Below are 24,669 nucleotides of genomic sequence, written 5' to 3'. Positions count from 1 at the left end.
AATACGACGTTTTCCTCACAAACTACAGCCATTCCATTTTTAGTGACCCTTTGTATGACCACGTTTGCGATTAAACCTGCGTGTTTTAGCGACCTAGAGTTGCTCAACGATCTTATGTTCGAGCTTCATGATGAGCATCATCTTCAATCTCCTGAGCTTTTCAAAACGGCAGAGGAGATAGAACAAGAAAAAAGCATTGCTCGATATATTGATGACCCTGAGTGCCTTGTTTACGTAGCAAAACAAGGAGATGAAATTATTGGCTTTATTTCTGGTCACTTCTGTGAACTTATTTCTACCGTCAGCCAGCCAGTTATGATGGGAAGCGTGGATGAGCTCTATGTGCTGCCTGAATATCGAAAACAAGGTACGGCGCAGGCTTTGATTAATAAAATTGAGTCAACGTTCTCTGATTACGGTGCAAAACAGATGTTTGTTGAAGTATGGCATTTTAACCAGGGCGCAATATCTTTGTATGAAAAACAAGGATTTGCACACCATATCCACTATTTAAGAAAACCGCTGAACGAATAATCGTATTTAACTTTAATATTGTGATTTAGGTTCGATCGAATTGAAATCATTCAGTTCGTCAATAGACTTTTCTCTATAAGCTACTCGCAATGTTAACAAATTGATATGCACCTACATTGGTATCGGCGTTTTTGTCTGCTTGTTTATTAGTAGCACGAGGATCGTGCTTACAAAAACAAGAGGACAATATTTTGAAACTAACAAAATCGTTACTTGCTTTAGCCGTTTTGCCAATGTTCGCAAGTGCTGATGATTTGTCACAGACGCAAAATCACACTATCCAACCCCAGATCGTAGGCGGAGTAACTGCCGACCCACGTGACTGGAAATTCTACACCCAAATTGTTAGTCGTTATGGTAACCGATCGTATTGTGGGGCCAGTTATATCGGGAATGGTTACGTCCTGACTGCTGCACATTGTGTTGAGGGTGATTCTCCGAGTCAGATTGCGGTTAAAATCGGTGGCGTTGTTTATAACGGTAGTGATGGTGTTCGTGCAAACGTCAGTGAGATCCATATGCACCCGGCATATCGCCGCGCGACGCTTTCTCATGACCTCGCGGTATTGAAGCTCGACTCTGTGCCTCAAGGTGTTTCTTCAGTTGAGATTGCGAATGGTAGTCTAACGCAATACGCGAGCATCGGAGATTGGCTTAGTGTTGCTGGCTTAGGGCGAACTTCTGAAGGAGGAAGCTCTCCGTCTCGATTGCAAGAGGTTGACGTCCCACTTGTGTCGGATATGACTTGCCGTCAAGCCGGTGGCAACTACACAACGGTTGGAGAAGTGTCATTCTGTGCTGGTATTCCTCAAGGTGGGATAGATTCTTGTCAGGGAGATAGTGGTGGTCCAATCGTCATTAATCGCAGTGGTGTAATTACTCAACTTGGTGTGGTCAGTTGGGGAATAGGTTGTGCTCGTCCTGGTATGTATGGGGTTTATAGCGATATCGCTGCTATGCGCAATTTTGTCGATGGTGTTATCGGAACAGTAACACCACCAAAAGAGAATGTTTCTGTTGGATACACCACCGAACAGACACTGGCATCATTTAATGTTGGGGAGTTACAGCAACATAGCTTTGTTATCCAGAATTCAGGGAACACCACCTTCACTGTGGAAAATGTTCGCGCGTTTGCTTCGGGTGTTACTGATGCAGCTGTTATTGCCAATGATCAGTGCTCTCAGGCGACGTTAGCAATGAATGCAAGTTGTCGTATTGATGTTGAATTTGGTGCTACTCAGAGCGGAGAAGCAAGAGTGGTTTTGAACTTCAACGTTGATAAGACCAGCACACAATACCAAGCGTTAGTATCCGCTCAAGCGAAAACGGTGACAACGCCTCCCACAGATAGCTGTACAGCTGCATGGCAAGCCAGCTTAGTGTATCTCAAAGGAGATACGGTTACTTGGAATGGTAAAGTTTGGCAAGCGCAGTGGTGGACTCAAGGTGATAATCCAGCAGACTCAGGGCCTTGGGGTGTTTGGCAAAAAGTAGGCGATGCGAATTGCAAGTCTAACTAACTATCGGGCCAGTGAATTTGATTCGTTGACCATGAGATAAGATTCATTCTTGGTTTCAACGATCAGTACATAGTTATCATAACTGGGGTTTATTGTTTGCGAATAATAAGCCCTTTTTTATTGTGTCAACTATGAGAACCCACAAAATGTGTATGACTTTGTCCTGACGTTATCTTTATATAACTGGCAGAATTGCGATCAACATTTTATGTTTTGTCTGATTTTTGTCAGGTTTGCATTAAATTATTCTCCAGTGAGCGTTGAGTTCAGGTTTTACGCGATCAACTCAGTTTGGCATAACTCGTTACTTAATTTTTGTCGAAAAAGATAAGATTAACTGCCATGATTCATTGGTTATCATTATGTTTATTTAAGGTCATATTTTGTGTTGAGACAGCTGTTATTACTCATCCTTTGTTTTATTTTGTTACCTGTTTCACCGATCTCTACGGCTAAAGCCACTGCGAGCGAAGTTAAAGGAGCGCTCTGTATTGTTCGCGCTGATGACAAGTTAGTGCTAGTTCATGAAGTATTAACGGATAAGATTTCTCTACCTGGCGGAACCATCATTGATGGTGAGTCTCCACAAGTTGCTGCTCAACGAGAAACGTGGGAAGAAACCGGTATAGTGGTTACGGTTGGAGAGGAGCTTGGCAGAACGGACACTGCAGTTTTTTACGACTGTATATCAGACTCTGACATTATCGCTTTTTCTATGAATAATTCTTTAGGTGGAAATGAACTGCCTATTTGGTTTGCCCCTCATTATGGAGTAGAAGTTGCGTCAGCGATGCTGCTTAGCCCATCTGAATTACCATCATCTTTGTATCGTTATCCTGAGCAATGGCCACAAGTCACTCAGTTTTTTGATCAAGCTACCAAGCAATCAGTATCTTATGTTACTCAGCTGATCGAATCCGCGCCTTCATTTCGTCAGGTTGAATTGGCGTGGCTGATAGATTTACAGAGTTGGGTAGGGGCGTTGTCAGAAACGAGTTACGAGGTAGCTAGTCAGATCTCGAAACTCGTTATAGATCTGACAGAACCAACGGTACTACTCTTTCTATTTCCTTTTGCCATGATGCGCTTTGGTAGCCGGTTTGTGTACCGACTCTTTTTCGCAATTAGTGCAACGTCGCTTATGGTGCTTGTCGCTCAACAAGGCTTTTCGCTACCGCGCCCACATGTCTATATACCAATGATGGAGTTAACGCACAGCTTTGGCTTTAGTTTTCCTAGCTTGCCTATCGCTGTGTGGTTTTGTGTGCTGACGTTCTTGTTTCATAGAACCCAGTATTTTGGTTTGAATGGAACAACGGCAGTCTTCGTGTTCATCACTCTTACTGTGGTGTTAGGTAAGTTTTTCCTCGGCAGTGCCTTTATTTTAGATATGTTATTTGGCGCGCTGTTAGGCAGCTTGGTGGCTTGGCATGTTCTTCGACTGGAGACAAATCAAGATGTGAACGTTGATCAAGTTCTAAGCTCAAAAGGCGTCTGGTTCGTTATGACTGCGGCAACAGCGGTCATCTCCGTCATCTGGCCATTACCTGTGTTTGGTCGCTGGCTAGCAATTTTAATCACTGCATCAGCGTTGGTCATGACATTTAAAGAGTCGAAAGCACATTTAGATACTCGGCAGATGATCTTTGTAACGCTGGCATTGTTGCTTGTTGATCAACTCTATTTGTACTCGGCTAATATCGTATCGTTTAGCGGTTTGTGGTCATTAGTCTTGTCGACGTTACATTATCCATTATTAATGTTGTTATTTATGCTGCTTGCAAGGAAGCTGACTTGTGAAAACCAACCGAGCAAAACGTTGCTAGATTGATGGCTGTATTTGTTATCTATTAGTATTTGAGTAAAAACAAAGCCTTGCATTACAGCAAGGCTTTTACACGTTTAGTCCACGAACAACGCCGCTTGCCTATCTTGGACGGCTAGGGGTGTTAAACGTAAGAAGCTTAACGCAACAGACATGGCGGAAAGGGCTATGCATTGAGCACGAACTTTTCTATAGCTTTAGCGACACCGTGCTCATCATTACTTGCCGTAATGTAGTCAGCGATTTGCTTGGTTTCTTCCATTGCATTTGCCATCGCGATACCAAGGCCAGCGTATTTCAGCATGTGGTGGTCATTTTCTGCGTCACCCATACAGATAACTTCTTCCGGTTTAATTCCCAGATACTCGGCAATTGCGGCAACACCAATACCTTTGTTGCTCGCAGGGTTAAGAAACTCAAGGAAAAACGGAGCGCTTTGAACAACCGTAAACGCTTCGCGCATTTCAGCTGGCAGTGCTGCTATAACTTCTGTTAGTTTGCTTGGCTCTGCAACCATCATAGCTTTGATGATTGGATGATCGTCTTCTAGTGATTCGAAGTTCATCTCGGTGACATTTAAGCCATTTATCTTTGCTTCAATATCGGTGTAAGGGTTGTGTTCGTTGGTGATTAAACCATGAACTTGACTAAAAGCATGGACGTACGCACCTAGCTCTTCGGCTTTTCGCGCCACCAATTTTGCAGCTTTACCATCTATGATTTGCTGGTGGATGATGTCGTTTGTGCCTACGTTCTTGACCATCGAACCGTTGTAGTAAAGAACAAAATCTCGATCGGAATGGATATTCAGTTCGTCGAGCTTGTCTTGCATTCCTTCTAATGGGCGACCAGAAGCGAGAACGACAGTAACGCCTGCTTCTCGAGCTTTTGCGATCGCTTGTTTGTTTTCTTCAGAAATGGCTTTATCACTATTGAGTAGCGTGCCATCCATATCTAGTGCGATCAGTTTATACATCATTTCTTACCTTAAAGTTTTTTGGGAGCTGTCAGTGAATAAGGCTTGGTTTAACGTTAACCAGAAACCTGCATTCATTACGCTATGAAACTACAAAATGGTCTATTTTAACAATTAATTTTTGGTTTAAATTGACCTAGACACGCGTGTCCATTATGGTCTTCGCCTCGAAATGTTATGAGTTGAGTGAGTTCTGCGTTGTATAAGCTAAATGAGATGTTTGAAACCATCCAAGGGGAAGGGGTTTTCACTGGAGTCCCTGCTGTTTTTGTTCGGCTTCAAGAGTGTCCGGTTGGTTGCTCATGGTGCGATACCAAACAAACGTGGTATGCAGATGAGAATGATCAACGTCAAATAGGCGATATTCTGGTGAAAACGGAAGACTCTCCGACGTGGTGTGTTGCATCTGCCGAGAACATCGTAGAGCAATATCAACAGCAAGGCTTTAATGCTAAGCATATCGTGATTACTGGTGGAGAGCCTTGTATTTATGATCTGCGCCCTTTAACAAAGGCGTTTGAAGATATGGGGTGCCAATGCCAAATTGAAACCAGTGGCACATCAGAAGTGATTACTTCAGAAAATACGTGGGTGACAGTGTCACCAAAAGTAGCAAGGAAAGGTAAATTACCAGTGCTTAATAGCGCGTTAGAGCGGGCAAATGAGATTAAGCATCCAGTCGGTACCCAGAAAGACATCGACCACCTTGATGATCTTTTAGCAAATGCGAACGTAGCGGCTGAGACTATCATTGCACTACAACCAATTAGCCAGAAGCCTCGTGCTACGCAATTGTGTATTGATACGTGTATTGCCCGCAATTGGCGTTTGTCTGTTCAAACTCATAAATATTTGAGTATTGCTTAGACGAGAGACTCGTCATCATTCGAGGTAGCTTTTCTATCTAATCCCGGTTTCGCGAGTAATGCCGTTGGTAGCTTTGCTATCGAAACATTGTCGATATATCTAAGCAATTTATAGCGTTGTAAAAGCTAAGCAGTGTTGGCTGTTGTGGTGTAGTGCTATCTTTGGTTCGACAATCGTTTCGCATTTAATTGATGCCACCAATCTGGCGGCATCAAAATGAAGCTCTGTTGGCTGGAGTTTCACGCTGAGATAAAACGTTTAGAAGCTAACGCAAAAGGTTTTATCCCAGCGCTATTACCGCTAACAAAGACTATTTGCTCGCTAAGTATTCTTCTAAGCCGCTTTGTCGCAGTAGGCACGCTGGGCATTCACCACAGCCTTTACCAACGATTCCGTTGTAACATGTTAACGTATTGTTTTGGACAAACTCCAACATATTGTGCTTATCAGCTAGAGCCCAGGTCTCTGCTTTAGTAAGCCACATTAAAGGAGTCTTAATATTGAAGGCTTTATCCATACCTAAATTGCAAGAGAGATTTAGAGAGCGAATAAAGTTGTCTCGGCAGTCAGGGTAACCACTAAAGTCTGTTTCGCAAACTCCCGTAATGATGTCTTGAATACCAAGCTGGTAAGCATGGATACATGCGTAAGTAAGAAAGAGGATGTTTCTCCCTGGAACGAATGTATTGGGTACGTTAGCGTCGCTTAAGTCATTAGATACCGGAATGTTGTCTCTTGTCAGCGAGCTTATCGCTAACTCATTAATTGATTTTACATCCAGGACTTTGTGGCTTTTGATGTTAAGTTGCTTACCTAATTCGATAGCGATATCTATTTCATCTGAATGACGCTGGCCATAATCAAACGTTATAGCATGAACCTCATCATATGTATTTAATGCATCGATTAAGCAGGTCGTAGAGTCCTGCCCACCGGAAAAAACCACAAGTGCTTTTGTTGTAGCCATGTTGAACCCTTAGTTATGCTCTTTGATTCTTTGGTATTGATACGTATTCTTAGGCGTTTAATCCCAATTACGTACTCGACTTGTTCGTAGCGATTGCGTCCGCAATCAACTGGGCTGTGCTCTCAAGCACTCTTTGCTTGTCATCATTTGACAGCTTGTGGAGATTCACAGCAAGTTCAGCGGTGATTTCATCTTCACAAAAAAAATAGTTTAGAGGTACGTTTAGCTCATCTGCGATAAGTTTGAGCGTTTTTACGTCGGGAGTATGGCGCTCCCTTTCGTATTGGTTCATCCTTGCACTTGCAGAACTATCATCCATGCCGATACGGATGCCCAGTGCTTTTTGGGACAGATTCGCTTGTTTACGCGCATGCTTAAGGCGGGCTGGGAGTGGGTTATTAAACAACACTTAAAGTTCATACGAAGGACTTGGATGACTAAGATTATCTTAGTTTTTCTGATTTGTGTATACTAAGTAATGCTTAGTTATTGCCGAGGTCGCCAAGGCCGTGTATGTATAGCTAAACAAGATTTCGTATCTTTAGGTTGATTAAGTGACGTTGAATCTACTTCTTCAAAAACTGCCGTATGGAGGCGCGGGAGGAGCGAGTAAGGGCACGAGAAACCGCAGCGATTTGTAGAGCAGAATTTGCTCTTCACATAAACGTAGTCGTCTAAGTTGAAGAGCAATATTGTTCTTGATGATCAACTATATACTTAAGTAAATAACTGTGTCGCACAATAGATCAGAGCTGCTGCTAAGCTCATATTGATGACTTTGCCATATCTCTGGAATTGCGATTGAAGTAGCTTTCCTGCAACGGCCCAAACTACGTTGCTAAGAAGTGCGATCAAAGCAAGAATGAGGCTAGTCGCTAAGATCCAGTAGATATTCTGAGTGTGGGGCAGTACGAACGTAGAAATAGAGGTAATTCCATAAAGAATGATTTTCACATTAACGAACTGCAAACCTAAACCTGTTAAGAAACTGATACCTTTAGAATTATCCGATGAAGTTTTGATCTCACTCGTAGCAAGCCCCCAAGCCAACCAAACAATGTAAGCTGCTCCAATCCATGTTAGCCAAGGTGTAATCACGGGCAAGAGGCTGATCATGTTATACGTGAAAGCGCCACAAAGTAGCATCAAAACAACATAGCCACAAAACATCCCCGAAATCACTTTTGTAGAGCGTTTTAGTCCATATTGCGTCGCGATGCTGAGCGATAAAATGTTGTTTGGCCCTGGTGTAATTGAAGTAATGATTACGTAAGTAAAAAATGCGGTGTAGATGGCGGTCATCTCTATCTCTCCTGTTTTTACTGCACTATACTTCGCTACAATTGATTAAAAAATTGAATAAATTAAAACTTAGACTTTTAATTTATTGAACTGTTGGTTGTGGAGTCTAGTCATGAATCTAAAACGCTTTCTTACTTTTAAAGCTATTGTTGAAGAAGGATCGTTTCTAAAAGCGTCACAGAAGCTTTATTGCACGCAATCAACCGTCACCTTTCAAATCAAGCAGTTGGAACAAGATCTGTCTTTGCAGCTGTTCGAAAAAATAGGGCGTAAGATGGTTTTGACTCAAGCAGGAGAAAAGATACTGCCTTACGTCTATGAACTGGCGCGAGTGATGGAAAATATTGAGGGAACAGCACAGCAAGAAAACTCGGAGCCGACCGGTGAATTGAAAGTGCTGGTTGCTGAGACTCAACTTGCTTATAAGATGGCTAATGTTTTAAAAGAGTTCAGGATCAGGGCGCCCAATGTCCGACTCTCTCTGCAATCACAAAATTGCTATCAGATTCGAGATGAGTTGATAGCGGATAAAGCTGATTTAGGTGTGTTTTATCGAGTAGGTAATGACGATACGCTCAAGGTCCACGAGTTTGAGCAGGAGCCACTGGTATTGGTTGCTTCACCGCTTTTAAAAGGGCTAGATTTAAAGAAGAGAGAGCAACATATTGATTTAGGGTTTATAAGCAATGGCCCTAAGTGCCTTTTTCGACGGATGTTTGAGAGCATTATTCAGGAGCGTGATATTAGCATCGACAACATGATCGAACTTAGCAGTATTAATACGATCAAAAATTGCGTTGAGAGTAATATTGGTATCTCTTACTTACCTCGTTTTACGGTTGAAAAAGAGTTGCAAGAGGGCAGTTTACAAGAGCTTGAATTCACCGAGTTTTCACAGATGATCAAGCCACTCTGTGCTTATCATGCTGGGAAGTGTGTGACGCCGGCGATGGAAGTCTTTATTGATTGTATGCGTAACGAGTATGAACGGTTTTCTACTTAGAGTCGGTGATCTTTAATATGTTCTATCTGACATAGTTTCGTTTTTACTCCTTTTTACTTTTTAAGTGGCTACTTATAATTTATTGATTTTTATTGCTTTGTTGTGAATCCGACTGTTGTGGGATGATAAATGGGATCTGAGGTGAAGAGCTATTTATTGACGGAAAGAGATAAGATATAAAAACGACGGCGTGTGATAACTAGATTAGATAAGGTTACATAATTAACAGTGTAATAAATGCCATTCTTTATGGATTATTTTCAACGAGACTTAATTGTTACGGTTCGTTATTATTAACTCGTTAACGCATCCATTGCTAGGAAGTTAACTTACGCATATTGTTTTTTTCATCATTTGCAGCAAATATAATTTGCTGCTTTTTTTTAACCAAAAAGTTCAAAGCTTGAACTACAAGCTCTGAACTCTTATTTATACTTAGTGATTTTCTACTTTAATAAGTAAAACACCGTTTAAAAGTATCGCGTAACCTAGTAACTCTAAGCTTTCTTCAACCAAGTTTTTCACATCTCTATTGTATGAGTTCCCCATGAACTCGACCCAAAAATCACCATACCCTGCAAAGCGTGAGAATAAGAAAACAATGAAAAATCCAATTGTTAATGTCGTGAAGCTAGAATGAGAAATGAAAAATTTTACCTCATTTTTTATGTTAACTATGTTATTAAAACAAAAATAACAGACCGAGACTATTATAATCCAAGCAGGGTACTTCCATGAACCGTGAGGAAAATACTGCTCTATGTGGTAGTCCATTTCTCTAACGAATATAACCATAAAAAATGAAGACATTATTACTAATATGTGTTTGAGTTCAAGATATTCCTTAGATTTATACAAACACATTAACGATGAAAAAAGCACAAATGCTATTTGAGTCATTTCTATAAGAGAGTTCTCCGATGTGCTTTTGTCCATTTGTACGCTAAAATAAATCGTTGCTAACGTATAAATAACCAAAAAAATAAGATAAGATATTTTATATACTAACAAACTAGTGACCGAGGTGTGTTTTTCTTTAATATACATCGTAACTTGTATAGGTGATGGATTTGTTAGTATTATAAATCAAGAATGTTTTATATTTAGTGAATTAAGCGCCATTTAGAATGGAACTTAATTCACTTAACATTAAACTTCTATGAATTTTAAATGTTCCTGTTTTAAATTATTGATTTTATTTGATTTTTATTTACTGTTAATTTTGGTTAAATAGAATCACCTAGCTTTTATTGAAATGCTTTTCCCATATTGGTGGTATGCCAATTTCTTCTTGAACGATATCAATGAATGCCCTAACCAATGGTGATTGCTGACGGTGTGAGTACATGGCATAAATATCACCAAAATCTTGAGTTTCATATTCTGGTAAAAGTTGAACTAAATTAGAAGACTCTAGGTTGTTAGGGAGCATAAATTGACCTATAAGTGCTGCGCCCAGACCTGACTTTACGCTTTCAATTATTAGCTCAGCTTCATTTACCATGTATGACCCTGATATTGGGTATGTATCTAAACCATCTGATTTTGCTTTGTCGTAGAATTTAAGTTTATCGACAATAAAATTACCATTTGAATAAATAATAAAAGGTAGCTTAACTAACTCATCAGGCGTTTCTGGGTTACCATGTTTTTCAATTAAATTTCGAGAAGCAATGATTGCAGTCGTATTTTTTGCTAATTTTCTTGCTACCATTGATGAATCCCTCATAGGTCCGATTCGAAAAGCAATATCAAAATTACTTCTAATCACGTCTACATGAAGATCATCTAGCATTAGTTCAACACTTGCTTTTGGGTACTTATGTAAAAACTTCTCTATCGAAGGTTGTAGATAGAGTTTTCCAAATAATGTTGAGCTTGAAATTCGTACTTTCCCTGAAGGCTCAGTCTGAAAGTTCTCCGCTATTTGTTGAGTATCATCAAGGAGTTGAGATATTTGGTCTGCTTTTTCTACTATTTGCTGGCCGACTTGTGTTAATGAAAGAGAGCGAGTCGTTCTGTTTAATAGCCTAACGCCTAAGTGCTCTTCTAACTGCTTGATGTGTTTAGATAAAACAGAGCGGTCGATATTCATCCCATCTGCTGCTTTTGCAAAAGATCCAGCTTTAGAGACTTCTAAAAGCAGGTGTAGTTTATTTGCTAAATCCACAATGTTTATCCAAGTTAGATATTAGCGTATTAGTTTCATGTATAACTGCTGCTCTGTCTAGAAATTATTAATATACTTAATAACCAAAAGAAAAGGGAGCAATAGCTCCCTTTAGTATGAATTTAAATGAGTATTTATATTATGGTTATAGTGTTTGACGTTTTTTGTTTCGACTGACTAACATATAAAAAACAGGTGTGAGTAGTAATCCAAATACCGTTACGCCTACCATACCCGAGAATACGGCAATACCCATTGCTTGTCGCATTTCCGCTCCGGCCCCTGTACCAATCATTAATGGAATAACACCAGCGGTAAATGCAATTGATGTCATTAGAATCGGCCGAAGACGTAAACGACATGCTTCCAAAATCGCTGATAAGGTATCTTGGCCATTGTCTTTAAGTTCTTTAGCGAACTCCACCATCAAGATGGCATTTTTACACGCTAGAGCCACAAGGACAATCAAAGCAATTTGTGTGAATATATTGTTGTCACCACCAATGAACCAAACACCTGCTAGTGCAGAAAAAATGGTCATAGGAACGATCAAAATGATAGCGAATGGCAGTTTTAAACTCTCGTACTGCGAAGCTAGCACCATGAAAACTAACAAAACAACAAGTGGGAATATATACACCATCGTGTTACCAGCCAAAATCTTCTGGTAGGTTACATCAGTCCATTCATAAACCATTCCCTCTGCTAGGTTTTTATCCAGTACTTCCTCAATAGCCGTTTGGGCTTGATCTGAACTGTAACCAAAAGCAGGACTGCCGTTTAGTTCTGCACTAGGGTAGCCGTTATAGTGCATCACGCGGTCAGGCCCAATCGTGGGTATGATCTCCAGTACAGCGCCGAGAGGAACCATTTGTCCGGCAGCATTTCTTACTTTGTAGTTAAGTATTTGGTCAGGTTCGAGACGATAGTTCATGTCTGCCTGGGCATTCACTTTGTATGTTCTACCAAACATATTGAAGTCATTGACGTATAATGATCCTAAATAAACTTGAAGCGCATCAAAAACCTGCTCTAGAGGAACACCTTGCAGCATCGCTTGTTCACGATCTATTTGGATGTCCATCTGCGGCACTTGTATGCGAAATGTAGAATATAATCCCATCAGCTCGGGTCTTGTTGATGCCTCACTTATTATCAAGTTCAATTGCTTGAAGAGCTCATCAAACCCTTTGTTCGCACGGTCTTCGATTTGAAGTTTAAAGCCGCCAGTAGAGCCAAGTCCTTGGATTGGTGGTGGTGGAAAAATCGCAACGAAGGCTTCATCAATGATTGAAAAGCTCTTATTCAAAGATGCAACAATCGCATTTGCTCCGAGAGTTGGATCATTTCGTTTATCGAAGTCCTCAAGCGTAACAAAAACGATGCCACTATTCGGACTGTTAGTAAAACCATTGACCGATAAGCCTGGGAAAGAAATGGTTTGTGCTACGCCAGGTGTTGCCAGCGCGAGGTTTTCCATTTCTTTAATAACGGACTCTGTTCGATCTAAACTTGCTGCATCTGGAAGTTGGGCGATCGCAACTAAATACTGCTTATCTTGTTGAGGAATGAATCCTCCAGGAACAGCTTTGAATAGAGAAACCGTTCCCCCGAGTAACGCAATGTATACCACCACAACAACAAGGCTATAGCGAATCAGCTTCTTGACCAGAGCTTGATATTGGTTCGAGCTATACTCAAAAATTCTATTGAATGGCGCAAAAACATACTTACCAAAAACCGCATCCAAGAGCTTGGTTAGCCGATCGGGTTTTGCGTTCTTATCTTGTAATAGCAGTGCTGATAAAGCAGGCGATAACGTCAACGAGTTAATTGCTGAAATAATCGTCGAGATCGTAATTGTTAGTGCGAACTGCTTATAAAACTGACCGGATAACCCTGTAATAAAGGTCGTCGGGATGAACACCGCACATAACACTAAAGCAATTGCAATAATTGGCCCGGTAACTTCGGTCATTGCTTGTTTCGTTGCTTCTAGTGGTGCAAGTCCATTATGGATGTTCCGTTCCACGTTTTCGACGACGACAATGGCGTCATCGACGACGATGCCTATGGCGAGAACAAGCCCAAACAACGAAAGCGTGTTAATCGATACTCCAAGCATTTGCATTACGGCGAACGTACCGATTAATGAAACAGGCACCGCAATGATAGGGATGATAGACGCGCGCCATGTTTGCAAAAACAAAATGACTACGACAACAACAAGTACAATTGCCTCTAGCAGAGTATGAACCACCGCGTCTATCGAACCACGAACAAAGACGGTCGGGTCGTAGGCTATTTCATATGAAACTCCAGCTGGAAAGGCTGTTTGTAAACGGTCCATGGTTGAACGAACCTGATTAGATAGCTCAATAGCATTAGCACCAGGGCGCTGGAATACGGGCATCGCCACCGCTGGTTTACCATTTAACAAGGCGCGCAGTGCATAAGAGTTTTGACCTAGCTCTACGCGTGCAACGTCTTTAAGACGTGTCAAAGCCCCTGTTTCGTCAACTTTTACTACAATGTCGTTGAATTCATCAATATTCTCCAAACGGCCCTTTACGTTCAACAAAACTTGGAATTGGTTTTCATTAGCGGCTGGTTGCGCACCTAATGAGCCTGCTGCCACCTGTTGGTTTTGAGATCGGACGGCTGAGACAACGTCCATTACGGTTAGATTTCTAGAAGCGAGCTCATCTGGATTTAACCACAAGCGCATTGAGTACTCATCACCACCGAAAAGGCGCACATCACCAACGCCTCCGAGCCGAGCTATCTCATCTTTCAAGTTTAAATTAGCGTAGTTAGCTAAATAACTGACTTCACGGCTAGAATCTGGAGAATATATATGCACAACCATAGTGAGATCAGGAGAGGCTTTTTCGGCAACAACTCCTAACCGTTGGACGGCTTCTGGTAATCGGGGCAAAGCTGTAGTGACGCGGTTTTGAATTTGAACCTGAGCTTTGTCCAAGTCCGTACCTAAAGCAAAGGTTACGGTCAATGTCATTCTGCCGTCACTGGTTGCCTGCGAAAACATATATAACATGTTTTCTGTACCATTAATTTCTTGCTCCAGAGGCGTAGCAACTGTTTCTGCGATTACTTTTGGGTTCGCACCAGGATAGTTTGCTGTAACTACCACTGTAGGAGGGACAACCTCTGGATATTCACTCACAGGCAACTGTAAAAGTGAAATTGCGCCTACTATTAATATCAATAGCGATAACATAGAGGCAAATATGGGTCTTTGAATAAAAAAGTGTGCAAATTTCATTCGGTTGTCTTCTTAGTCTTGAGCTAAACGTTTGTTTGGCAACGATGTTGAGTTTGAAGCCATAATCAATGAAGTGTTGCTAATATCTAGCGTGACATTTTTTGGTGTGATTTTGCTATTTGGGCCAACTTTTGCTGGGCCATTTACCGCAATAACTGAGTCGGCGTTCAAGCCATTCTCGATGGCACGAAATGTTCCGTAACGTTCGCCTAAGGTTACGATGCTGTATTGCAACGTATTCTCTTCATTGAGTGTTAATACAAAGCGGTTTTCTAGATCTGTGCCAATAGAACGCTCTGGAACGAGAACTCGTTCAACTGGTTTGGTTGTTGATATCTGAACTCGGCCAAACGATCCCACTTTTAAGTTTGATTTTGTTGCATCGAATACCGCTCGAACCTGCAAAGTACCGGTGTTTTCGTTGATGGAGTTGTCGACAAAGTCAACGCGTCCAAAAAACTCCTGCCCATTTTGTCCAGATAGTTCAAGACGAGTAGGTAAGTTAGAGTCGGCATTGATTGTCGAGAAGTAACGGTTCCAAGTTCGCTCATCGACATCAAAGTATGCATATACCTGATCGTTAGAGACAATGTTTGATATAACGCTTTGATTTGCGTTTACATTGTTTCCTTTAGTAATGAATGCTCTTGAAATAGTGCCGCTAATAGGGGCATATATCTTCGTAAACTCAAGATCTAACTTTGCGGATTCTAACTGAGCACGCAAAGCCATTAGTTCTGCAGAGCGTTGTTTTACTGCGGTATCTCGGGCCTCTGCTTGTTCCGCTGAGATGGCTTTTCGCTTAACCAGTTGGGCGGCTCTCTTTTGTTCGTTTGCTGCTTGCTCTAGCGCAGCTCGAGCACTCTTAACTTGCGCTTCAAGTCGTGAGACCTGAGCTTTGAAGGTTCGATCATCAAGAGTGACGAGTAAGTCACCTTTGTTGACACTCTGTCCGTCTTTGAATTCTACCGTTTCAATAACTCCGGAAACGCGTGGCATTAAAGAAACTTTCTCTGGGGCTTGAAGCCTTGTTGTAAAGGTGAACCACGATTGAACCGGCTCATAGATGACTTTGGAAACGTCTATCGTAGGTAAGGGAGTATTAGGTTGTTTGGTTATCTCTTCGTCTGCACAAGCAGCTAAAACGGATAAAAGGCCAATGCCGAAAACTTTCTTTAACATTTGTCGCGCCCTAAATGATTCTGTTCATACTAAAAGGAACGGCATTGTATTCATTGTACCTATGGGTAAATAGGCCCTCAGCGAACATAGAGTAGTGATAAAAATGCACGATTAAATATTGGTCAAAATGCTCGCATTTTGGTTTGAAAAAGGTCAGTTTAGGGTTTTAAAGACGTGGAGTATTGTTAAATGTAATAAGCCATAATAGATGGGAATAACTAAACAGAAGCTAAAGATAGCGACGAAAATTAAAGCGTTTTTAATTCGTGCATTATTTGCAATTCACTGATGCAATTTGAACCATAAAAAATTGAAATTAATTTTGTAAAATCCATTTCCCATCACATAAAGAATAAAAACTAAATAAGGAATTGTGCAGTGGATCTCGCAAGCCAACTTGAATTACTACTGGATGTCTCTGAATACGGAACTTTTGCTAAAGCTGCTGACAGAAATCATATAGATCGTTCAGCTTTGTCAAAACAGATCAAAAAGCTAGAGGATGAATTGGGCTTACGGCTGTTAAACCGTTCCACGCGTTCGCTATCCCTGACCAATGCTGGTGTTGAGATGGTGGCGCAAGCTAAGAAAGTAAGAGAGGTTCTAACTGAAACTCGTAGTATTGCTGCTACATTTCAGGATGAACCGAAGGGTAACCTGAAAATATCAAGCTCCACTTTCTTTGGCAGAGCTTACTTAAATCAGGCAGTTAAAGAGTTTATAAAACAGTACCCAAACATTACTGTAGAGCTGCTGCTCGATGATAATCGAGTCGATGTTATCCACGAAGGTTTTGACGTTGTGTTTCGTATCGGACCAATCCGAGAGTCCAATATGATAGTACGTAAGTTGGCAAGCAATAATATGGCACTGGTTGCATCGAAGAGTTTTATTGACAAGTATGGAACCCCGAGCTCTCCAGAAGAGCTTATAAAAATGCCAGCAGTAATATACTCTAATGCTAACTTTAAGGCAGATAAGCTACGTATAGCGCCAAGCCAGTCATCAAGCGACGTTAGAACGTATAATATCAATGGGCAGTACTTCGTGAATGAAACTGAGTTAATGCTCGATGCCGTAAAATCTGATCTAGGGTATGCTTTAATAGGGCAGTTCTTTCTTCAGGAGAGTTTGAGTAAACAAGATCTTGTACAGTTGCTTCCTGATTATAATCTTCCCGCGATAGGGGAAATATATGCAATGTATACTCACCGAAATCAACAACCATTAGCCAAACTGTTCATTGATACTGTTCAAAAAATAATAGGGACGCCTCCTGTTTGGATGGATTATCTCAACTAATATGAGTACTAGGACATAATGTTTTAGATTGAGGGCTTGTTTATATTTATCCATAGAATATGGTTGAATTTGCACTTTAAAAATAATTGCCACTGTTCATAATTTCACTCGATTCAAACAACACAAGTAGTGGTAATTAAATGAAAATGACAAGAACGTCGATCGCAATCGCAGCACTTTTTTCTGCAAGTGCTGCAAATTCAGCCGTAGTTTATGAAGATCAAGAATCAGTATTAAATATTCATGGCCGAGCGCAAGGGATGTATTATTTCTCTGATGATAAAAATGCAGACGGAGATAATAGCTACATTCGTGTAGGACTTTCAGGTGAGTCTAAAATAAATGAAGATCTTTATGCCTTCGGCTTATATGAGTTGGAATTTAAGTCTAATCGCAGAGATGCTGATGGGATTGAAGATGATGAATTTGATATCCGAAAAGGCTATGTAGGAGTTGGTGCAGATTACGGAACAGTAAGTTATGGACGTCAATACGGTGCGGTCACTTTAGTATCTGACTACACGGATATTTTCCCGGAGTTTGGTAATGAAGCTGCTGGCGTAAGTGCGGATCTATATGGTACCGGTCGCTCCGATTCAGTATTTAAGCTAACGACAAGCTATGAAGGTTTGAATATTCATGTTAGCTATCAGGCTGAAAACGATGAAGTGTCAACAGATGCAGCCTCTTATGGTGCGGCGGCGGACTACAAGTTGCCATATGGCTTCAAAGTTGCGCTTGGTTACAACGAAGGTGAAGGGCAATCGGGTGCAGAAGATGCAGAGCTGCTAACGGGTGCTATTGCATTTGAATACGACAAGTTTTATGCCTCTGTTTTATACAGTGATGGTGAAAACTGGGCTAAAGATGGTTCTGAAAGTAATATTGATTACACCGGTATTGAAGCAGTTGCCACTTATGAAGTAACAGATAAGCTTTGGGCACTAGTTGGCTATAACAATCTAGAGCGTGATGATGAAGATGTCGTCGATTACTACTCACTAGGTGCAGAGTATGATTTGACTTCTAATTTTAAAGCACTAGCAGAATACAGAATTACAGATGTAGACAATGAAGACGATATTCTTGCAATAGCTGCGAGATATTCATTCTAAAAAATTAATAAAGCTAAAAAGCCTGAAACTATTTTCAGGCTTTTTTATTTATCGGTGTAAGTTCATAAGTGCTGACTTTCGTCCATATATAATGGATTATATTGATCGTTACTTGTTTAAGTGTTTTGAATATAATTGTTTTGTTAGCTAGTCCACTGCTAGTTTTCATTTTCATATTTTTTGAATGATGATTTTTTCTTTGGCAACAAGAAGTATCTTGTTGCCTTTTTTTACGTCTTATGGTTAATTAAAACAAAAAGAGTTTTTTTATATATTGCTATAAACGAGAAAAATATAACGAAAATTGTCAATCTTAGGTTGAGTTAATCGTCATAAAAAAGTGAACTCAATTTCAAGGGTCTTTTTCATTTAAGTGATGTGGAATCCATATGGCGAACCAAGTGAATGATAAAGCGCCAAACGACGAAATGTATCTCAATGAAGATTGGAAAAATTATTTTTATGTAAACGATAGAGGTAGGGATTGATACTGTTTATGTAAGGAGAGAGCGATTTATGAAAAGCAGTCGTTTCAATATGATTAGACACCTTTACTTTCTTAAAATAGGAAGGACTCTAAGAAAGTAAAGGTGCAGATGATTTTTTAGTTTTTACCGCCGTCACTTGTTCTGAAGTGATAATCGAAGTTTATGATTGCACGATATTTAACTTCATCACGGTTAAGTGCGTATTCTTCAACTCTCACCTTACTATCATCGATTGCAATATCACGAGGGAAACCGCTTCCAATGATGTTTAGACGATTTCTAAGTTCATGTTTTGATAGCGTTTGGTATTCATCGACAAGATCAAACGCAGAGCTATAAGCGGCATCTTTTGTCGTAAAGTCATTGAGAACAACCTTGTTTGTAGAGTGTTCGACATGAATACCAGCAGTAGCAGATAAACTGAATAATAATAGTGATGAGAGCGTCATTAGTTTTTTCATATAGTCACCTTTTTATTTGTATTACAAAGTCAAGATGTCCAACGAATCCTTGTTAATATCTCTCGACAAAGGTGATAGTGCCACTATAGAAATGTGCTGTACATCACATTTGTGACCATTGACTATGGAAGAATTGTCAACAATAAAACTCAAGCACTTTTGACATTACGGTCAATGTGGAAAAGCGAATATCTGTATGGTTTCGTTAATAATTAAACCACTCTCGGAAACGCTGACTATTCAGTCAAAGCGTATGTTTCTTGTCGTTATAGTGACCTGCCTACAGCTCAATCACTTAATGCATGCAATTCAATTGCAATGGCTTGGTATAGATTTTCATTCAGATCTTCCGTCTTAGTGACGATTCTACAAATTCTAGTGATTAAAAAGTCATTATTTGTGGTTTTTTATTCTATTGTCGTGTATAAAAAAACTTTACAACAAATGATAAAGGAATATCCATGAAAAAGTTATTGTGTTTTGCTGCACTGGGGTTAGCTGTTTCGACGACGGTTAATGCAGACCCAATTTTAGACGACATCAAAAGTACAGGGGAGCTAAAAGTCTGTTTTGATTCTGGGTATATGCCTTTTGAAATGACAGCAAAAAATGGGCAGTACATCGGGTTTGATATCGATTTGGGTAAGCAAATGGCGCGTGCCATGGATGTTAAGTTTGTGCCGGTAAACACTTCATGGGATGGCATTATCCCAACACTGTTGACTGGTAAGTGTCACATGATTATGGGCGGGATGACTATCACACCTATGCGAAATACTCAGGTGAATTTCGCTGATCCCTATGTGGTTATTGGTCAATCCATTCTCGTAGATCTCAAACATGAAGGTAAAGTGTCTAGTTACCGCGATCTCAATAGTCCAGAATATGTTGTTGCAACTAAGCTTGGGACAACGGGTGAGCAAGCGGTAAAACGATACCTTCCGAAAGCTAAGATAAATCTATACGAAACTCAGTCTGAAGCGGTACTTGAGGTTGCCAACGGAAAGGTAGATGCGTTTGTTTATGACTTTCCTTACAACTCTATTTATGTGGCGGAAAACAAAGGGCAGTTAATGCACTTGGCTAAACCGTTTACTTACGAGCCTTTGGGTTGGGCTGTGCCGCAAGGAAATCCAGATACGCTTAACTTCTTAAACAACTATTTACGTCAAATTAAGGGCGATGGAACTTACGATCGCATTTACGATAAGTGGTTTAACGACGATAAATGGTTAAAGCAAGTTAAGTAATCATTTTGTTATTGTAGAGGAGCGGCTAGCTTCTGGCTCGGCTCATCGCCAACCAAACGGTTCGCGCTGTGAAGCTAACGCTTTTCTTTATTCAAATACCCAACCAACTTTAATCAAAGTCATTCTCGGAATCACATGCAAAATAACTTTAAATCCCTATTGTGGAACGCTGTTTTTGTTCTTGTTTTGCTATCAATTTGCGGTCTTGTCTATCTGTCAGGTAAGCGAATCGATTACAGCTGGAATTGGGAGCGTGTCCTTCCTTATATTGCCACTAACGCTGCTTCATCCATTACCGCGCCTGTCGATGGGAACATCATTCTCGACGAGAATAACCAACTGGCTCTGGAGAGTATTCATGGTGATATTGTTCTTGAACTAAGCCAATATAAGTCTGTGGACGTCTATGAAGGTGATCTTATTTTTGAAGGAGATACCTTAGCAACTATAAAAGAGTGGCGCTCTGGCCCAATTTTAGATGGTGTTGTGACGACCATTAAAATCTCACTCTGGTCACTTATCATTGCTCTAGCGTTGGGCTTAGTTGTCGGACTAATGCGCATATCCAGCAATCCGGCATTAAAAAAGCTGGCGCTTGTGTATGTCGAGGTCATTCGTGGAACGCCTCTTTTAGTACAGATTTTTATCGTTTACTTCTTTATTGGTACTGTGCTTGACCTTGAGCGTTTTACTGCGGGAGTGATAGCGCTCTCCGTGTTTACCGCCGCTTACGTCGCAGAAATTGTGCGGTCAGGAATCCAGTCAATCCCAAGAGGACAAATGGAAGCGGCGCGTTCACTAGGAATGAATTATCCCAAAGCGATGATTTATGTCATTTTACCTCAAGCGTTTAAGCAGACATTACCTCCCTTAGCCGGGCAGTTTATCAACCTGATAAAAGATTCCTCACTTGTCTCCGTGATTTCGATTACTGATCTGACAAAAGCGGGCAGGGAAGTCGTAAGTGGTAGTTTTGCCCCATTTGAAGTTTGGTTTACCGTAGCGGCCCTTTATTTGCTTCTGACTAGTACCTTATCTTGGGCAATACAAACGTTAGAAAAGAAATTGGCAGCAAGTGATTAATGGTGGAGTCATTAATGGAATACATTATTTCAGCAAAAACAATTAATAAAATTTACCCTAATGGCTGCCATGCGCTCAAGGACGTATCGGTAAATGTAGAAAAAGGGGAAGTGATTGTCATCGTAGGACCGTCAGGTTCTGGTAAGTCAACATTCTTACGGACGATCAATCAATTAGAGACAATAAATAGTGGGTCTATAATCGTAGATGGTATCGATATGTACCACAAATCTACGGATATCAATAAACTACGCGCTGATGTGGGCATGGTATTTCAAGGCTTCAACCTTTTTCCACATAAAACGGCGATAGAGAATGTCATGTTGGCACCTTTAAAGGTTTCTAAACGTGACCCTGAATCGGTGAAGAAAGAAGCAAAAGATTTGCTTTATAAAGTCGGTCTGTCGGAGAGAATGGATAATTATCCTAATCATTTATCAGGTGGGCAGCAGCAGCGCGTCGCAATCGCTCGTGCGTTAGCAATGAAGCCCAACATTATGTTGTTTGATGAACCCACATCAGCACTAGATCCTGAAATGGTTGGAGAAGTTCTTGATGTGATGAAAGATTTGGCCAAGGACGGAATGACGATGGTCGTGGTTACTCATGAAATGGGTTTCGCAAAAGAGGTCGCTGATAGGGTGTTGTTTATGGAAGATGGTGAGCTTTTGGTTTCTGACTCTCCTGAGCGATTTTTTGATAACCCCACCAACCCTAGATTGCAGAAGTTTTTATCTAAAGTCTTATAATAAAAAGAAAATTTGATTGAGGGCGAGTCCCTCAATCACTTCATGCACTATTGTGGCTCGTAACGTTCGCCTCGCCGAGAGACATAGATAATGGGCTTTTTACTCGAAGTTAATGGCGATAACATTAGCTTGGTCCGAATGAAAGGTCTGGTAAATACTAAAGTGTTTAATCAGCCATTAAGTCTTTGTTCACTTTAAACATAACAATTTCATTTTGAATTGATAAAAATTGTGTTTGAATAGAGCTTATGGATGTTTGGCGGTATGGATGTCTAAATGAAGAAAGTAACAATTTTAGATGGTGGCATGGGGCGAGAGTTGAAACGTATTGGCGCCCCTTTTTCTCAGCCGCTTTGGAGTGCACAAGCGCTAATTGAATCACCACAACATGTAAAAATGGCCCATGAGAATTTCATAGACGCTGGCGCTGAGATTATCACTGTCAACAGTTATGCATGTGTCCCATTTCACTTAGGCGAGGAACTCTATGCAAAACGGGGGACTGAGTTAGCAAAATCTGCAGCTAAAATTGCCAGAGATGTAGTCACCAGCTCTAACGGTAGAGTGCTCGTTGCGGGTTCTCTTCCTCCTGTAATGGGGTCTTACAGGCCTGAATTATTCGAGCCGAAAAGGGCACTGGAAGTGGCTTCTGAGTTATTTGAAGCTCAAGATCAATATGTTGATATTTGGTTAGCTGAGACCGTGTCTAGCCTCGCTGAAGTTGAAGTTCTATCAATAATTTTAGCCAAAACAGATAAGCCCAATTATATTGCTTTCACCTTAATGGACGAGCCTAACTCTTTGCCTCGTCTTCGCTTAGGGGAATCTCTTAAAGTCGCGGTTAATACGCTGTTGAAAACAAATGTTTCAGGTATCTTTTTCAATTGCTCTATTCCTGAAGTTGTCGAGCAAGCGATCATTGATACACAAGCAGTATTGTGTGAGTCAGGTAGAGAATTGACGATAGGTGTTTTCGCAAATAGCTTTGCTCCGATAAAGCAAGCGCACCAAGCCAACGAGACCATTCAGGAAGTTCGTCATTTCTCTCCGACTGAATATCTTGAGTATGCTAAAAAGTGGCATGCGCAGGGAGCGAGCATTATTGGTGGTTGCTGTGGGATTGAACCACGTCATATTAAATTGCTAGCGACTTGGAGAGACACTCTCGAAAACGCCTAATTTTGGTGAAGCGCAGGGAAGTATGACAAGAGATTTTGTTTTTTATTCATCGTTATAGATAAAATAAAGGCCTTTCATATCTGGCAAAGTAACAAGATGCTTTAACTTGCTCATTCATTACCTTGCCAGTTTGCCTCGAGATTTTTATTAATTATTTTTGGTTCAGATTAACGACAATCTTTCCAACTGTTCTCTGATTTCGCATGTCCAAGAGTGCGTTACCTACATCCTCTAAGCCGATGATCTTCAGTTTCGGTACTTCCAATTCTCCATTTTCTAATAGCTCAGACACTTCCTTTCCGGCATTAACGATACTTGCAAACCCTCTCTCGCCAAAGACATGACCAGAGCCCAAACTTATTTGGTGGAAGCCCAAGCCTTTTAAGAAGGCATCTGGATATTGAGAAGGGTCGACAGTCTTGACGAGCTCCACCATTTCGCCCTCAAAGGTTAACACCGAGGCTGCAATTCGGTCGTTATCACCGCCTACACAATCGAGTGCAACCTCAACGCCATGATTTCCGGTAATGTCCATTACTCGTTGAACTACATCTTCATGATGATAATCAATCGTATGGGTTGCTCCTAACGAGGACAAATATGCGTGATTAGCTTCTGAACTAGTAGCAATGATCTGTTCAACACCAAATGTCTTTGCTAACTGAATAGCAAAGCTTCCAACGCCGCCAGCACCTCCGGCGATAAAAATGCTGCTTCGATTTGAAATATCGAGCTTGTCTACCAAAGCGCGATATGCGGTCCAGGCTGCGCAAGGTGTAGATGCTGCTACTTCAACCGGAACCTGAGGGTGCTTTATGAGCGTTCTTGAATCATGGATAGCAAATTCAGCGAATCCACCGTGATGGCGTCTCATGTTTCCGTGATACAACACTTTATCGCCAACCTTCCAATCAACGACCGCATCGCCTACAGAGACTATTTCTCCTGATACGTCTAACCCGCCAACAAAATTGTTATCCATGTTAGTGACCATGTCTGACCAATAATGAATTTTTGCATCGACAGGGTTCAAACCAACAGCGTTAACTTTAACCAATACATCAAATTGGGTTTCTAGTTTTGGTGTAGGTAATTCGGATAAAGAGAAAGTATCGTTATCTCGTTGGTAAGTTATCGCTCTCATAGGTTTTCCTTATTATTAAGAATGGTCGAAAGTCATACTAACTCAGAGGGTGCTGCTGCAATAATTATGGTTTTTTCTTATTTTGATAATTTTAGGTTATGTTTGATAAAAAGGAATCGAGATGCTCTGAAATTATCATCGACAACCAGTCTGCATAGCTAACGACATGTAACTTTATGATAAGTAATGACTAGTTTTATTATTCCATTTTTATGGAAATATTCTGTTGATTTTTTGTTTTATGATTCTATAATTCTAGAAAT

The 24,669-nt window shown here is 40.7% G+C and carries 20 protein-coding genes; 11 read left to right on the top strand and 9 right to left on the bottom strand.

Annotated elements, in window-relative coordinates; translation table 11 throughout:
- The first annotated feature begins 54 nt into the window (after nt 1-54).
- From R7Q41_RS19140 to R7Q41_RS19130, 3 genes are all read left to right on the top strand, one after another.
- Nucleotides 55-534: a GNAT family N-acetyltransferase gene (locus R7Q41_RS19140; RefSeq protein WP_005377290.1), complete on the top strand. Its 480-nt coding sequence runs from the start codon at nt 55-57 to the stop codon at nt 532-534.
- A gap of 191 nt (nt 535-725) precedes the next feature.
- The gene (locus R7Q41_RS19135; protein ID WP_318144636.1) at nt 726-2,057 is read left to right on the top strand and encodes a trypsin-like serine protease; all 1,332 of its coding nucleotides are present in this window, start codon (nt 726-728) and stop codon (nt 2,055-2,057) included.
- A 385-nt stretch (nt 2,058-2,442) separates the two neighbouring features.
- On the top strand, nt 2,443-3,888 hold the full coding sequence (locus R7Q41_RS19130; protein ID WP_053304405.1) for a bifunctional NUDIX hydrolase/phosphatase PAP2 family protein: 1,446 nt from the start codon (nt 2,443-2,445) through the stop codon (nt 3,886-3,888).
- A gap of 160 nt (nt 3,889-4,048) precedes the next feature.
- Here R7Q41_RS19130 and R7Q41_RS19125 read toward each other — a convergent pair whose 3' ends face one another.
- Nucleotides 4,049-4,858, bottom strand: coding sequence for a Cof-type HAD-IIB family hydrolase (locus R7Q41_RS19125; RefSeq protein WP_017821691.1), 810 nt, complete (start codon nt 4,856-4,858; stop codon nt 4,049-4,051).
- A 216-nt stretch (nt 4,859-5,074) separates the two neighbouring features.
- On the opposite strand from R7Q41_RS19125, the gene queE reads away from it, so the two are divergent.
- Nucleotides 5,075-5,725 carry a 7-carboxy-7-deazaguanine synthase QueE gene (gene queE, locus R7Q41_RS19120; protein ID WP_318144635.1) on the top strand — a complete coding sequence of 217 codons (651 nt, stop codon included), beginning with the start codon at nt 5,075-5,077 and terminating at the stop codon, nt 5,723-5,725.
- 310 nt (nt 5,726-6,035) lie between these two features.
- On the opposite strand, the gene queC is transcribed toward queE, so the two are convergent.
- The 3 genes from queC to eamB all read right to left on the bottom strand — a co-directional run bounded on the left by queC (nt 6,036) and on the right by eamB (nt 7,994).
- Entirely contained in the window at nt 6,036-6,692 is a 657-nt protein-coding gene (gene queC / locus R7Q41_RS19115) for a 7-cyano-7-deazaguanine synthase QueC (RefSeq protein WP_005377298.1), read from the bottom strand.
- 67 nt (nt 6,693-6,759) lie between these two features.
- Nucleotides 6,760-7,101, bottom strand: coding sequence for a helix-turn-helix domain-containing protein (locus R7Q41_RS19110; protein WP_025768136.1), 342 nt, complete (start codon nt 7,099-7,101; stop codon nt 6,760-6,762).
- Nucleotides 7,102-7,409: 308 nt separating this feature from the next.
- The gene (eamB, locus tag R7Q41_RS19105; RefSeq protein ID WP_025768137.1) at nt 7,410-7,994 is read right to left on the bottom strand and encodes a cysteine/O-acetylserine transporter; all 585 of its coding nucleotides are present in this window, start codon (nt 7,992-7,994) and stop codon (nt 7,410-7,412) included.
- Nucleotides 7,995-8,106: 112 nt separating this feature from the next.
- On the opposite strand from eamB, the gene R7Q41_RS19100 reads away from it, so the two are divergent.
- Complete coding sequence (locus R7Q41_RS19100) at nt 8,107-8,997, top strand: LysR family transcriptional regulator (protein WP_170897336.1); 891 nt, start codon at nt 8,107-8,109, stop codon at nt 8,995-8,997.
- A gap of 1,240 nt (nt 8,998-10,237) precedes the next feature.
- Here the strand turns inward: R7Q41_RS19100 and R7Q41_RS19095 are convergent.
- From R7Q41_RS19095 to R7Q41_RS19085, 3 genes are all read right to left on the bottom strand, one after another.
- Complete coding sequence (locus R7Q41_RS19095; protein WP_033906145.1) at nt 10,238-11,167, bottom strand: LysR family transcriptional regulator; 930 nt, start codon at nt 11,165-11,167, stop codon at nt 10,238-10,240.
- Nucleotides 11,168-11,312: 145 nt separating this feature from the next.
- Nucleotides 11,313-14,453: an efflux RND transporter permease subunit gene (locus tag R7Q41_RS19090; RefSeq protein WP_176310989.1), complete on the bottom strand. Its 3,141-nt coding sequence runs from the start codon at nt 14,451-14,453 to the stop codon at nt 11,313-11,315.
- 12 nt (nt 14,454-14,465) lie between these two features.
- The gene (locus R7Q41_RS19085) at nt 14,466-15,635 is read right to left on the bottom strand and encodes an efflux RND transporter periplasmic adaptor subunit (RefSeq protein ID WP_054579512.1); all 1,170 of its coding nucleotides are present in this window, start codon (nt 15,633-15,635) and stop codon (nt 14,466-14,468) included.
- 378 nt (nt 15,636-16,013) lie between these two features.
- Here R7Q41_RS19085 and R7Q41_RS19080 point away from each other — a divergent pair, with 378 nt between their 5' ends.
- Nucleotides 16,014-16,937 carry a LysR family transcriptional regulator gene (locus tag R7Q41_RS19080; protein ID WP_005377321.1) on the top strand — a complete coding sequence of 308 codons (924 nt, stop codon included), beginning with the start codon at nt 16,014-16,016 and terminating at the stop codon, nt 16,935-16,937.
- 140 nt (nt 16,938-17,077) lie between these two features.
- Entirely contained in the window at nt 17,078-18,052 is a 975-nt protein-coding gene (locus R7Q41_RS19075) for a porin (protein WP_005377322.1), read from the top strand.
- 604 nt (nt 18,053-18,656) lie between these two features.
- On the opposite strand, the gene R7Q41_RS19070 is transcribed toward R7Q41_RS19075, so the two are convergent.
- Nucleotides 18,657-19,001: a DUF3316 domain-containing protein gene (locus R7Q41_RS19070; protein WP_005377323.1), complete on the bottom strand. Its 345-nt coding sequence runs from the start codon at nt 18,999-19,001 to the stop codon at nt 18,657-18,659.
- Between the two features lie 461 nt (nt 19,002-19,462).
- On the opposite strand from R7Q41_RS19070, the gene R7Q41_RS19065 reads away from it, so the two are divergent.
- The 4 genes from R7Q41_RS19065 to R7Q41_RS19050 all read left to right on the top strand — a co-directional run bounded on the left by R7Q41_RS19065 (nt 19,463) and on the right by R7Q41_RS19050 (nt 23,262).
- The gene (locus R7Q41_RS19065; RefSeq protein WP_005377324.1) at nt 19,463-20,251 is read left to right on the top strand and encodes a transporter substrate-binding domain-containing protein; all 789 of its coding nucleotides are present in this window, start codon (nt 19,463-19,465) and stop codon (nt 20,249-20,251) included.
- Between the two features lie 135 nt (nt 20,252-20,386).
- A complete protein-coding gene (locus R7Q41_RS19060) occupies nt 20,387-21,334 on the top strand; it encodes an amino acid ABC transporter permease (protein ID WP_005377325.1) in 948 nt (315 codons plus the stop codon).
- 14 nt (nt 21,335-21,348) lie between these two features.
- Nucleotides 21,349-22,083 (top strand): amino acid ABC transporter ATP-binding protein, encoded by a 735-nt coding sequence (locus R7Q41_RS19055; RefSeq protein WP_170893395.1) that lies wholly within the window; start codon nt 21,349-21,351, stop codon nt 22,081-22,083.
- Between the two features lie 276 nt (nt 22,084-22,359).
- Nucleotides 22,360-23,262: a homocysteine S-methyltransferase family protein gene (locus R7Q41_RS19050; RefSeq protein ID WP_318144634.1), complete on the top strand. Its 903-nt coding sequence runs from the start codon at nt 22,360-22,362 to the stop codon at nt 23,260-23,262.
- A gap of 151 nt (nt 23,263-23,413) precedes the next feature.
- Here R7Q41_RS19050 and R7Q41_RS19045 read toward each other — a convergent pair whose 3' ends face one another.
- Nucleotides 23,414-24,406: a zinc-binding dehydrogenase gene (locus R7Q41_RS19045; protein WP_005377328.1), complete on the bottom strand. Its 993-nt coding sequence runs from the start codon at nt 24,404-24,406 to the stop codon at nt 23,414-23,416.
- Nucleotides 24,407-24,669 lie beyond the last annotated feature (263 nt).

The sequence above is a fragment of the Vibrio sp. 2096 genome, assembly GCF_033339595.1.
In the GTDB taxonomy this organism is placed as follows: Bacteria; Pseudomonadota; Gammaproteobacteria; order Enterobacterales; family Vibrionaceae; genus Vibrio; species Vibrio alginolyticus.
The sequence above is the reverse complement of the archived record's forward strand: the minus strand, read 5'-3'. Positions and strand labels throughout refer to the sequence as shown.

Coding starts and splice junctions, on each gene's coding strand:
- R7Q41_RS19065 (WP_005377324.1), top strand. CDS start 19,463: ATGAAAAAGTTATTGTGTTTTGCTGCACTGGGGTTAGCTGTTTCGACG.
- queC (WP_005377298.1), bottom strand. CDS start 6,692: ATGGCTACAACAAAAGCACTTGTGGTTTTTTCCGGTGGGCAGGACTCT.
- queE (WP_318144635.1), top strand. CDS start 5,075: ATGTTTGAAACCATCCAAGGGGAAGGGGTTTTCACTGGAGTCCCTGCT.
- R7Q41_RS19045 (WP_005377328.1), bottom strand. CDS start 24,406: ATGAGAGCGATAACTTACCAACGAGATAACGATACTTTCTCTTTATCC.
- R7Q41_RS19055 (WP_170893395.1), top strand. CDS start 21,349: ATGGAATACATTATTTCAGCAAAAACAATTAATAAAATTTACCCTAAT.
- eamB (WP_025768137.1), bottom strand. CDS start 7,994: ATGACCGCCATCTACACCGCATTTTTTACTTACGTAATCATTACTTCA.
- R7Q41_RS19140 (WP_005377290.1), top strand. CDS start 55: ATGACCACGTTTGCGATTAAACCTGCGTGTTTTAGCGACCTAGAGTTG.
- R7Q41_RS19070 (WP_005377323.1), bottom strand. CDS start 19,001: ATGAAAAAACTAATGACGCTCTCATCACTATTATTATTCAGTTTATCT.
- R7Q41_RS19075 (WP_005377322.1), top strand. CDS start 17,078: ATGAAAATGACAAGAACGTCGATCGCAATCGCAGCACTTTTTTCTGCA.
- R7Q41_RS19090 (WP_176310989.1), bottom strand. CDS start 14,453: ATGAAATTTGCACACTTTTTTATTCAAAGACCCATATTTGCCTCTATG.
- R7Q41_RS19100 (WP_170897336.1), top strand. CDS start 8,107: ATGAATCTAAAACGCTTTCTTACTTTTAAAGCTATTGTTGAAGAAGGA.
- R7Q41_RS19050 (WP_318144634.1), top strand. CDS start 22,360: ATGAAGAAAGTAACAATTTTAGATGGTGGCATGGGGCGAGAGTTGAAA.
- R7Q41_RS19085 (WP_054579512.1), bottom strand. CDS start 15,635: ATGTTAAAGAAAGTTTTCGGCATTGGCCTTTTATCCGTTTTAGCTGCT.
- R7Q41_RS19060 (WP_005377325.1), top strand. CDS start 20,387: ATGCAAAATAACTTTAAATCCCTATTGTGGAACGCTGTTTTTGTTCTT.
- R7Q41_RS19125 (WP_017821691.1), bottom strand. CDS start 4,858: ATGTATAAACTGATCGCACTAGATATGGATGGCACGCTACTCAATAGT.